Genomic DNA, 10847 nt, shown 5'->3' on the forward strand with positions numbered 1-10847 from the left:
AAAACTGCTTATGGCTACTGGCTACTTGGAATTTCTGAGCGTTCTGCGCGAACATAACACGAAAGAATGGATGGATGCTCACCGCGATGATTACCAAGCGGTGCGCAAAGCTTTTTTAGGGGATGTGGGTCAGCTGCTGGAGGGCGCCGTGCATTTCGAGCCTGGTCTAGCACATCTGCAAGCCAAGGACTGCGTATTCCGTCAAAACCGGGACATCCGTTTTTCGGCCAATAAAAACCCTTACAAAACGAATTTGGCAGCCTATCTAGCCCTCGGGGGTAAAAAATCAGAAGGTCCTGGTTACTACATACATTTGGAGCCGGGCGCTTCCTTTTTAGCGGTGGGCGTCTGGATGCCTCCAGCACCTATCCTCAAGCATATCCGACAGGAGATCGACTATAATGGGGAGGAGATGCAGGGTATTTTAGACAGCCCGAAAGTCCGCAGCACCTTTAGCGAGATGAGCGGGGAGCAGTTGAAGACCAGTCCAAAAGGCTATGCGGCAGACCATCCCCATATCACACTTTTACGCTTTAAAAGCTTTATCCTTAGCCGTCCCATTTCGGATGCGAGCGTTCAGAGCGGGCGTTTCGTAGCAGAAGCGCTGGCCGCCTGGGAGGCCGGCAAGCCCTTTCACGATTTCATTTTGCGCGCCAGCGAAGAGAGTGAAAGTGGAGAAGGCCTACTACCTATCTAATAAGAGCAAAGCAGACGAAAGGCCTGGTAGCTACTCTATTAGAAGCACGCACACTAGATGCTCATGCATTCGCGATTAGCAAATGAGGCATGAGGCCAGTAAAGCAGCCGGCGCTAAAACGCCCCATCGGCATATAATTTTTCCAGGAAGAGTGCCACGCCATCCTTCTTATTTGTGGCGGTATGTGCATCCGCCACCTGCAACACCTCCTCCTGTGCATTGGCCACGGCCACCCCTAAACCTACGGCGCGCAGCAGGTCGGTGTCGTTAAAATTATCCCCAAAGGCGACCACTTCCTCTGGCCCGAAGGTGTAGGCATCCTCTAAAAGGAGCTGCAAGCCATGCGCTTTGGAGATGGCTTTCGGCGCCATTTCCAGATAGGTGTCTTTCGAGCGGTAGAGATGAATCTGTTCCTCTACCCGTGCGCGTGCCGCCTCGGTAAAGGCAGCTACATCAGCTGCTTCCCCCATGCACATGACCTTATGTGCGCCAAGGCCTTGCTGCTGCCAGTGGTGGAGTACCTCCTCTGCTGCACGAAAAGCTGGCTCCACCTGCGTGTTTCTGATTTCCCGGAGAGCCCATTGATCTTTTTCTGGCTCGTACCAGTGTTCCCCTTGGTAAAGGGAAAGGTGAATGGCTTTGCTTTCCGGGAGTGCGAGCAGCTGGGAACAGACCTCCACGGGTATAGGCACATCGGCGAGCACCCTGCGTTCTGAGCGAAACGAGTCCTCGGCCTGCCTCTTAGGTCTGAGCACATAGGCTCCATTATAGCAGATCAGGGCCTCATCAGGGCGGTCTAGTCGGTGGAGCAGATGGCGCATGGCGTCGGGCATGCGGGAGGAAGCCAGGATGAAGGGCACCTCTTTTGGGATTTTGCGCATGATGCGCAAAAGACGGTCAGAAAGCTGTCGGTCGGCGTTAAGGAGTGTCCCGTCGATATCGGTACAGATGGCGCGGATACGTCGCATGATAACTAATAACGGTTTAAACGTGTAAAGGATGGAAGTTCAGGTGCCTGGGTTAGCTTACTTGGCCGCCACTGCTTCGATTTCGATGCGTAAGTCAGGGTTAGCCAGCGCATAGACCCCTACCGTAGAACGGGCTACCTTATTCGGGTTTTCCGTGGTGTTAAAAAACTCCCCATAGGCCTTAAACCAAGCTTGCCAGTCGATTTCTCCCTCCGCATCAGGGGCCATATATACGCGCAGGAAAATTATATCCTCCAGACCATAGTCTTCTTCAGCGAGTGTTTCTTGGATGCGCTTTAAGATGCCGATGCTTTGGGTATAGGTATCGCCGTAGCGCGCTTCACTACCCGGTTCAGCTTCGGGGTTCAACACTGGCGCTACGAGGCCGGAGGTATAGAAATAGCTTTTGCCGGCAGGCACATGCACCCCCCGCAGGATACTGGCATCGGGACGGTCTAAGCGTATGATTTCACCGGAATCGGCGGCAGAAGGGGCTGGCTGACAGGCATAGCCCAGGAGGGCCAGGCAGGAGAGCGAAAGCGATCGGTATAAAATTCGGTTAATGTTCATGGCGAATGGGTTTTGGGTCTTCGAAGAAAACGACTATAGCTAACAAATATAAAAAGGAGTCCGAAGACTCCCTCTTATTTCTGGATAAACGGACACCGGCCTTATAAATCGGTTTCGGTTTTGGCTGCCGCCAACGCTTTTTTCGCCCGCTTTACGCGCAAAATGAAGTCACTCAGCGCATTCATATAGTTAATAAACGCATCGTATGGTGTATCATAGGGGCTGAAATAGGCATGAATGTCCCCATCAGAGAAGAACTTGGTACACATGTAATAAAAGTGATCTGAAGTCTGCAGGTAGGTCCAGTCGCGCTGTATATCGTAGTCATCGGTGAGTAACAGGACATCTGCTTCGAGCTCATACAGCTTGGTAAAGGCTTCGTTTTGGAGGTCATTCCCGAGCCAGGCGGTAAGATCGCGCTCTTCATCGGCCCAGGAAATCGGCACGGGCACTTGAATCGGAGCGATGGGCTTTGCATGTTCAGCCACTTCTGCTGGGGTGGAGAAATTAAAGGAGGTATCCTGTAAAACCGCGGCAGGTAATGCGCGCATGAACTCGAAAATACCCGAGTCTGCCCACTGATGCTCCCCGAAGGTTTCATAGTCCATAAATAAGTTGAGCGTCTCCTGTTCGGCAGGAATTTCGCGGATCCAGCGGATAAATTTATCCACTGTCAGCGGATAGTCCGGCCAGGTTTTATTGCTAAATCGGAAAGCAATATCATCACTGAGCTGGAAGTTTTTTAGCAGGACTTTTAGCTTGGGCTGAGAAGCTGCGGTGTAGACGAAATTCGGAGATTTCCAGCCGAGGATATGCTTGGCACCTTCGGTTAGGATGGTGCTGTAGCCCATGTCATAGACCATTTCTCCGATTTTATCAGAGTAAATGAGCTCGGTATTACGGAATGTTTTCGGGGTATAGCCATGGAAGTGTTTGGCGATCTTCGCGCTGTGTCGCTCCACCATACGGGAAAACTCCTCTTTACTTTTCAGGGCGGAAAGGGCGTGACCATCGGTTTCGGCGAGGAGCTCCACATGCCCAGTGGCGACTAACTCACGGAAAGAATCCAATACATCTGGCGCGTAGGCTTCGAACTGATCGAGGCAAACCCCGGAGATGCTGAAGGCCACTTTAAAACGGCCTTCGTGCGCATGAATCAGCTCTAAGAGCAACTTATTCATGGGCAGATAGCATTTTTGGGCCACCTTTCGCATGATAGAACGATTACTGTAATCGTCCCAGTAGTAGTGATCTTCTCCTATATCAAAAAACCGATACGGCTTTATCCGATACGGCTGGTGTACTTGAAAGTAAAAACAAATGGTTCTCATGATGCAGTATGGTTCTGGTGTAGGGTATCGTAAACTTTTACTAATTTCTCGGCGACATGCTCCCACTTGAGCTTCTTCAACTCCTCGCTGCCGAGTTCTTTAAACATTTTCGAGATGCTATCATAGTGGAGTAGGCCGAACATCGCATCCGCCATGGCGTCCACATCCCAAAAATCTACTTTGATGGCATTTTGCAGCACTTCTGCCACGCCGGATTGTTTCGAAATGATCACTGGTGTATTATGGCGCACCGCCTCTAGCGGCGCGATGCCGAAAGGTTCCGAAACGGATGGCATCACATAAACATCCGACATGGCGTACATATCGTCCACATCCTGACCTTTTAGGAAGCCTGTAAAGTGAAAACGGGTGCCCATGCCAAGCTCTGCTACGCGTTCGATCATTTTATTGAGGAGATCCCCGCTGCCAGCCATCACGAAGCGGACATTTGGGTCGCGGTCTAAGACCTTTTTAGCTGCCTCCACGAAGTATTCGGGGCCTTTCTGGAAGGTAATTCGACCGAGGAAGGTGACGATTTTTTCTGGGACCTTCTTTTTTACGCTTGATTCAATGATGCTGGCATCGAGCACAGCATTATGCAGCACACTGACTTTTTCTGCTGGAATGCCGTATTTCTCGATGACCACTTTTCGGGTCAGGTGACTGACAGCCACCACATGATCGGCCGCCATCATTCCTTCCCGTTCGATATCGAATACTGCCCGGTTCACAGACTCTCCCGAACGATCGTACTCGGTGGCATGAATATGCGCCACCAGTGGCTTTCCACTAATTCGCTTCGCCGCCACCCCTGCAGGATACGCCAGCCAGTCGTGGGCGTGAATGACATCATGCTCCTTATTTTTCGCGATTTGGGCCGCTACCAAGGCATAGCGTGACACCTCCTTCATCAGGTCCTTCCCGTACTTACCACTAAACTCAAACTTGGAAGAAAAAACACTCTCATCCACATCAGCCCCCTCCGAAAGGGCATGCTCCGTGTAGCGGCTAAACTCCTCCGGACCGAGGTAAGGTACTAAAAAGCTGCTCACTTCCAAGTAAGTGAGACTTTTCCAAATTTCCTTAAAGCGACGTTCCCTATAATCGATCGTAATTCCACTGGCATTCACAAAATCTGCTAAGGGCTCTTCGTCCCCCCATAATTTCGGTACGACAAAAATAATATCTTGCTTATGGTGCACGAGGCCTTTAACTAAACCATAGCAGGCCGTTCCTAGACCTCCAGATATATGCGGTGGAAACTCCCACCCGAACATTAAAACTTTCATGCAATCCTCGATTTATAGGTTCTTAATTTCTCGCATTATGCGTAACAACTCCGCCACAGACCACGCCTGACTAATAGCACCTTTCGGACGGTGCGGTGGGTCTCCGTCGTAAATTTCCGCCACAGTGCCCACCCCGTACTGACTCATGACCTCATCGAAGGAAGCGATGATTTTCTCCACGAAATGCTTGCCCGCTTTCCCATGTAGGCGCAAGTAAGCATCCACAAAAGCACCAAGTAGCCAAGGCCAAACTGTGCCGCAGTGGTAGGCCAGATCCCGGGTGTATTGATTGCCCTGATAATAGCCCCTATAACCTGGATCATCGGGAGAAAGTGTACGTAGCCCTCTCGGCGTGAGTAGCTTCGAGCGAACCGTCTCTACGACTCGGTTCATCTGCTCTTCTGTCAGCATGCTATGGGGCAGCGAAGCTGCAAAAATCATATTGGGCCGGATGACCCAATCTGCGCCCGTTTCTGTCACTAAGTCTGCTAAAAATCCGCGCTTTTCGTCCCAGAAAAACTGGAGAAAACTGGCCTTCGTGAGCTCCGCCCGCTCCTGGAAACGGGCTTCGCCCATGACTTCATCATAAAAACAAAGTGCATTATACCAAAGCGCATTTACTTCCACTGGGCAACCGATACGAGGTGTCACCGGGCCGTCAGAGTTGACCGCATCCATCCAAGTGAGTGCCACGCCTTCCTCTCCGCCGTAAAGAAGGCCATTAACCTGTACCTTAATATTAAACTCTGTTCCCGTGATAAAGCCTTCTATGATCGTCAGCATGGCGTCAGCATAACGCTCGCGCACGGTTTCTTTATCCCCTGTGTAGCGGACGTACTGCTGTAGTGACCAAAAAAACCATAAAGGCGCATCGATGGAGCGCATGTTACGCATCACCCCACTACCCACATTCGGAAAAAAAGGCCCCTGCATATCGGCCACTAAGGTATCCATCACCTCTAAAAAGGTACGCTCATCGTCTAATGCTAAGGTCAAGCCGGGTGCGGCAATGAAAGAATCTCTCCCCCACCACCCGAACCAAGGATACCCTGCGATGATATGCGTCTTCTGATTACGCCGCTGAATAAACTGTACGGCAGAGTTTTTTAGGCAATTTTCAAAATTATTTCGTGGCACCCTTCGGGAAAGCTCTTTCTCGAAAGACTGTTGCCGTGTATCAGGATCTGCCTCCTGTAACCCAGCAGAAAATATAACCGACTCCCCTTTAGCGATTTCAAACTCAAAATAGCCAGGCTGAATCAGGTCTTCTTGATAATCGTATCCGCGCTCCCTTTCTTGAATATACTCCACCTGATGGTACCAGTTCGGCTCATGCACATACTGCATATCCTTATTTACCTGCATATACAGCGGTTGATACACCGGATAGGGGCACATGGAAATACCCTGCTTTACCTCCTTATAGCTAAAATCTGCATGTTCATTTTCGTGAACGAGCGTATGGTAGCCCCGAAAAGCTAAAAATGGTTTGATCTGGATTTTCGTAGGTGAATGTGCTTCTAATAAGGTATATCGAATCATGACACGGTCTCGCTTCGTGTCTAAGATCAATTCCTTTTGGAGTAGAACGCCTCCCACTCTGTAGGTGAGCTTGGGAATCGGCTCGGTAGTAAAATCCTCGAGGTATTTATGTCCTCTAGGGGAGTAGTTGCCAGGAAATTTCGTGATTCCTAAATTAAAACTCGCCCCACGCTGAATGACCGTTTCATGTACGGTAGCGAGCAGTACGTGCAGCTGCTCGTCGATTTGAGGTTGTGGTGACACTAAAAGTCCATGATACTTTCGAGTATTGCACCCGATTATAGTTGTACTCGTGTAACAGCCACCTCGATTAGTTCTGATAGTCTCTCTTGATAACGAGTAATTCAGGTTTATCAATTGAGTTTTATCAAAATGAATGTAGCTCATAAGTTTAACGTTTGGAGATTCGTATAAAAATAGTTTTTTGAATCCGAACCGCAAACTTTTATCTAAAAAATAAAGGCTGCTGCGGGGCAACCTTTAGGAACTGACACTACTTTCCGTAATATTTTACGATTCTTGTTGGAGTTTCTCCAAATTCCGTAATGACTCTTCGAACTTCGCCTGATAGGCTTGTACGCATTTTAGATTCACTGGGCGCACTTTCGGAGCGAAAGACTGGGTTTGTAATAATATAAATGCCATGTGTTCACTGTTTACCATTTCATTTCATCAATTTAAATGCCAACTCCACCAAATAAGTTCAATTGGTTTAAAAACTAAGAAACCAAAAAAAACACCTCCTCATAAAACAAAAAACCCCGCAAAAGCGGGGTATACAGGGTGAAAGACCGGACTCGAACCGGCGACCTCTGGTGCCACAAACCAGCGCTCTAACCAACTGAGCTACAATCACCATAAACAATCGTCTCCGATTGGAATGCAAAATTAATAGGTATTCTTCATTTTCCAAACAACCCACCCTGAAAACACCAAAAAAAATTAAGGTGCTAATGAAAGCAATTGATAATCAGCTATTTTTTTTTATCAGTGGATAGGCCGGTGGAAGGAGAAGGCGAGCACTGCAACAAAAACATTCGCAGTGCTCCATTTTTTTTTTCTTAAAAAGGCTTACGCTCGAAAGCCAATCGCTGCCCTTTCTGGCGCTCATCAAAGTGCCCATTGGCGTAAGCCAAATGCCCTGACACCAGCGTATGTGTCACCTGACTTTTAAAGGTATGGCCCTCAAAGGGCGACCAGCCACACTTCGAAAGGATATTTTCTTTTGTCACTTTCCAGGGGCGGTTTAAGTCTACCAGGACCAGATCCGCCCAGTAGCCAGGACGGATGTAGCCACGCTCCTTGATTTCAAAAAGTATGGCGACATGGTGGCACATTTTCTCTACGATCTGCTCCAGCGTAATTTTACCGGCATGGTAGAGGTCTAGCATGGCGACTAGGCTATGCTGGACGAGTGGCCCGCCTGAAGGGGCTTTGGTGTAGGGCTGCGCTTTTTCCTCACGCGTATGGGGAGCATGGTCGGTGGCGATGACATCGATATGCCCCTTGAGCACGCCTTCCAGTATCCGATCGCGGTCCTCAGCCGTCTTCACTGCCGGATTCCATTTGATCAAGCTCCCCTTCTGCTCGTAATCGGCATCGCTAAACCACAAGTGGTGCACGCATGCCTCAGCCGTGATCCGCTTTTCTTCGAGCGGAATGCCCGCATCGAAGAGTGCTACCTCTTTTCCCGTGCTGATATGAAGAACATGAAGCTTAGCACCATGCTTGCGCGCTAGGTCCACTACCCGCTTGGAAGCATCGTAGCAGGCCTCCTCCGAGCGGATTTTGGGATGCAGGTGCATAGGAATGGCATCACCATATTCCTGATGGTAGCGCTCGAAATTTTCTTTAATAATGTGATCATTTTCGCTATGCGTCGCGATCAGGATGCGGCACTGCGCAAAGATTTTTTCCAAGGTTTCCGGATTATCAACCAGCATATTTCCTGTGGAAGAGCCCTGAAACACTTTTATCCCACAGATGCGCGCTGGGTCTACGCGCAGGAGCTCATCGACGTTATCATTCGTGGCACCTATGTAAAAGGAGTAATTGGCCAGCGAACGTTCTGCCGCTATCGCATATTTTTCTTCTAGTAGGTCCAGCGTAGTGGCTTGTGGCACAGTATTCGGCATTTCCATGTAGGAGGTAATGCCCCCAGCCACGGCAGCCTTCGCTTCGGTATAAATTTCTGCTTTATGCGTTAACCCTGGCTCACGAAAATGCACCTGATCATCGATGATGCCCGGTAGAAGATGTAGGCCGTCCGCCTCGATAACCGTATCCACCTGATCACGCCACTCGGAGAGATCTGGTGCCACGCTAAAAATCCTTCCCTCCTTCACGAGCACATCTTTTCGCGATATCTCCCCCTCATTTACTATATTTGCACCTGTAATTAAGATACTTTTCATTTTTGAATAGGGTTTTGGTTTATAAATACGACCCGATCGCAGCCGCTGTAGTAGGCAGAGCCAAGCGAAAAACCGGGGGCTTTGCATCCAAAAATACAACATCATGTCAGCAACTCCATTATCTTTCGATGATTTTAAATTGAACAAGCAGCTCTTAGAGGCTGTGCGCGAAGCCGGCTATCAAAAGCCCACGCCCGTGCAAGAAAAAACCATCCCGCTGACACTAGCTGGCCATGATGTTTTGGGCATCGCCCAGACTGGTACTGGAAAAACCGCGGCCTATTTGCTTCCGATTCTATTTAAGGTGAAGTATGCGCAGGGCATGCATCCACGCGCTTTAATTTTAGCCCCTACCCGGGAGCTGGTAATGCAGATCGAAACGGAGGCGAAGAAATTTGCGGCTTATACGGATATTCGGATGCTTGCGCTTTATGGGGGCCTCGGCCCAAAAACCCAGATCGAGGCTTTAGAGGCGGGGGTGGATCTTCTCATAAGCACACCCGGCCGCTTTATGGAACTTTACCGTAAGGGAGTGCTTTTTCCTCGGGAGCTGAAAACGATGGTGCTCGATGAGGCTGATAAGATGCTGGACATGGGCTTTATGCCGCAGATACGCTCCATTTTAGAGGTCATCCCGCGGAAGCGCCAGAATCTCCTGTTTTCGGCCACGTTTAGCGGGAAGGTGGAACAGCTTTCTCATGAGTTTTTAGCCTTTCCTGAGCGGGTGGAACTAACGCCTCAGGCGACGACGGCCGAAACCATTACACAGGTCAAGTATGAGGTGCCGAATATTAAAACGAAAATTAATTTATTGGCACATTTGCTGACGCAAAGCGAATTTCAGCGTGTCATCGTGTTCACGAAGTCCCGTAAAAATGCGGAGGCGGTTTATAGTTTTGTGGAGCGCAAGGTGGAAGGAGAGGTACGTGTCATCCATGCAAATAAAGGCCAAAATACGCGTATTAATGCCATGGAGGCTTTTAAAGCGGGTGAAGTCCGGGTGTTGGTAGCCACAGATGTGGCAGCGCGAGGACTGGATATCAGTATGGTCAGTCATGTGGTCAACTTCGACGTGCCGCTTATTTATGAGGATTATGTCCATCGTATTGGCCGAACAGGCCGAGCAGAACAAAGCGGCCATGCGCTGACGATGGTAAATCCTGCGGAGGTGTACCATATGGAAAAAATCGAGGAGATCATTCGTCGCCCTGTTCCGCTGGTGCAACTTCCTGCGGAGGTCTCGATTCCGGAGACGCCTTTCGAGGAGAAGCAGCAGTATGCGCGCGAAATAGACAGCCAAAAGCGCAAGGAGGATCCTGATTTCAAGGGGGGCTTTCATGAGAAAAAAGCACGTCCTTCCTCTGCTTATACGGCTCCTAAGCCGAAGCGAGGCAATAAAAACGCGAAGGCAAAGCGCAATCGGAATCAGCTCAAGAGCCAAAATCGGAAAAAAAAGTAGGCAAAGAGATTTTCTTGCTAAGGCATTCATTTTGAAGTGCTTCAGCAAGAAAAAACGATTGGTTTTTAGGGAAAAATAGCTGTCAAGACCTCGATTTTTGAAGTTTTTTCCAGAAACCTTTGGTTTTTTAAACCATAACCTCTACTTTTGTATCACAATAAGGGAGTGACACGCACCCCAACAGAGATTGATAGAAATCCATTATTAAGATGTAATGCTATGTTTATCATGCTTGTTACACCAAGGCAGCCATAGGTTCAAATCTTAATTGAATAAAAATATATCGCGGGATGGAGCTTTGGTAGCTCGTCGGGCTCATATCCGCCCAGGCGGACATAGGTTCGAATCTCAATTGAATAAAGATATATCGCGGGATGGAGCTTTGGTAGCTCGTCGGGCTCATATCCGCCCTGGCGGACATAGGTTCGAATCTCAATTGAATAAAGATATATCGCGGGATGGAGCAGTTGGTAGCTCGTCGGGCTCATATCCGCCCAGGCGGACACAGGTTCGGATCTCAATTGAATAAAAATATATCGCGGGATGGAGCAGTTGGTAGCTCGTCGGGCTCATATCC

Annotated in this window: 9 protein-coding genes and 1 tRNA gene; 2 read left to right on the forward strand and 8 right to left on the reverse strand. The window is 49.2% G+C overall.

From position 1 onward, the window contains the following. Positions 1 to 10: 10 nt before the first annotated feature. On the forward strand, positions 11 to 697 hold the full coding sequence (locus ACXIT9_RS13075) for a DUF2461 domain-containing protein (RefSeq protein WP_458056689.1): 687 nt from the start codon (positions 11 to 13) through the stop codon (positions 695 to 697). A 113-nt stretch (positions 698 to 810) separates the two neighbouring features. Here ACXIT9_RS13075 and ACXIT9_RS13080 read toward each other — a convergent pair whose 3' ends face one another. The 8 genes from ACXIT9_RS13080 to ACXIT9_RS13115 all read right to left on the reverse strand — a co-directional run bounded on the left by ACXIT9_RS13080 (position 811) and on the right by ACXIT9_RS13115 (position 8811). Next, entirely contained in the window at positions 811 to 1665 is an 855-nt protein-coding gene (locus ACXIT9_RS13080; RefSeq protein WP_458056690.1) for a Cof-type HAD-IIB family hydrolase, read from the reverse strand. A 57-nt stretch (positions 1666 to 1722) separates the two neighbouring features. Next, positions 1723 to 2235, reverse strand: coding sequence for a RidA family protein (locus ACXIT9_RS13085; RefSeq protein WP_458056691.1), 513 nt, complete (start codon positions 2233 to 2235; stop codon positions 1723 to 1725). 101 nt (positions 2236 to 2336) lie between these two features. Further along, entirely contained in the window at positions 2337 to 3566 is a 1230-nt protein-coding gene (locus ACXIT9_RS13090) for a glycoside hydrolase family 57 protein (protein ID WP_458056692.1), read from the reverse strand. Beyond that, positions 3563 to 4855 carry a glycosyltransferase family 4 protein gene (locus ACXIT9_RS13095; RefSeq protein WP_458056693.1) on the reverse strand — a complete coding sequence of 431 codons (1293 nt, stop codon included), beginning with the start codon at positions 4853 to 4855 and terminating at the stop codon, positions 3563 to 3565. The genes ACXIT9_RS13090 and ACXIT9_RS13095 overlap by 4 nt, the downstream gene beginning before the upstream one ends. A gap of 12 nt (positions 4856 to 4867) precedes the next feature. Next, positions 4868 to 6784 (reverse strand): amylo-alpha-1,6-glucosidase, encoded by a 1917-nt coding sequence (locus tag ACXIT9_RS13100; RefSeq protein ID WP_458056694.1) that lies wholly within the window; start codon positions 6782 to 6784, stop codon positions 4868 to 4870. A 123-nt stretch (positions 6785 to 6907) separates the two neighbouring features. After that, complete coding sequence (locus ACXIT9_RS13105) at positions 6908 to 7042, reverse strand: hypothetical protein (protein WP_458056695.1); 135 nt, start codon at positions 7040 to 7042, stop codon at positions 6908 to 6910. A 136-nt stretch (positions 7043 to 7178) separates the two neighbouring features. Continuing rightward, a tRNA-His gene (locus tag ACXIT9_RS13110) sits at positions 7179 to 7254 on the reverse strand. Positions 7255 to 7458: 204 nt separating this feature from the next. Beyond that, positions 7459 to 8811, reverse strand: coding sequence for a dihydroorotase (locus tag ACXIT9_RS13115; RefSeq protein WP_458056696.1), 1353 nt, complete (start codon positions 8809 to 8811; stop codon positions 7459 to 7461). 103 nt (positions 8812 to 8914) lie between these two features. Between ACXIT9_RS13115 and ACXIT9_RS13120 the strand changes: the two genes are divergently transcribed. After that, the gene (locus ACXIT9_RS13120; protein WP_458056697.1) at positions 8915 to 10270 is read left to right on the forward strand and encodes a DEAD/DEAH box helicase; all 1356 of its coding nucleotides are present in this window, start codon (positions 8915 to 8917) and stop codon (positions 10268 to 10270) included. Positions 10271 to 10847 lie beyond the last annotated feature (577 nt).

This window comes from Nitritalea sp. (genome assembly GCF_054166705.1).

Bases quoted from the DNA above. Each gene is read 5' to 3' on its own strand.
- ACXIT9_RS13095 (WP_458056693.1), bottom strand. From the start codon at position 4,855: ATGAAAGTTTTAATGTTCGGGTGGGAGTTTCCACCGCATATATCTGGA.
- ACXIT9_RS13105 (WP_458056695.1), bottom strand. From the start codon at position 7,042: ATGGCATTTATATTATTACAAACCCAGTCTTTCGCTCCGAAAGTGCGC.
- ACXIT9_RS13075 (WP_458056689.1), top strand. From the start codon at position 11: ATGGCTACTGGCTACTTGGAATTTCTGAGCGTTCTGCGCGAACATAAC.
- ACXIT9_RS13115 (WP_458056696.1), bottom strand. From the start codon at position 8,811: ATGAAAAGTATCTTAATTACAGGTGCAAATATAGTAAATGAGGGGGAG.
- ACXIT9_RS13120 (WP_458056697.1), top strand. From the start codon at position 8,915: ATGTCAGCAACTCCATTATCTTTCGATGATTTTAAATTGAACAAGCAG.
- ACXIT9_RS13080 (WP_458056690.1), bottom strand. From the start codon at position 1,665: ATGCGACGTATCCGCGCCATCTGTACCGATATCGACGGGACACTCCTT.
- ACXIT9_RS13085 (WP_458056691.1), bottom strand. From the start codon at position 2,235: ATGAACATTAACCGAATTTTATACCGATCGCTTTCGCTCTCCTGCCTG.
- ACXIT9_RS13100 (WP_458056694.1), bottom strand. From the start codon at position 6,784: ATGAGCTACATTCATTTTGATAAAACTCAATTGATAAACCTGAATTAC.
- ACXIT9_RS13090 (WP_458056692.1), bottom strand. From the start codon at position 3,566: ATGAGAACCATTTGTTTTTACTTTCAAGTACACCAGCCGTATCGGATA.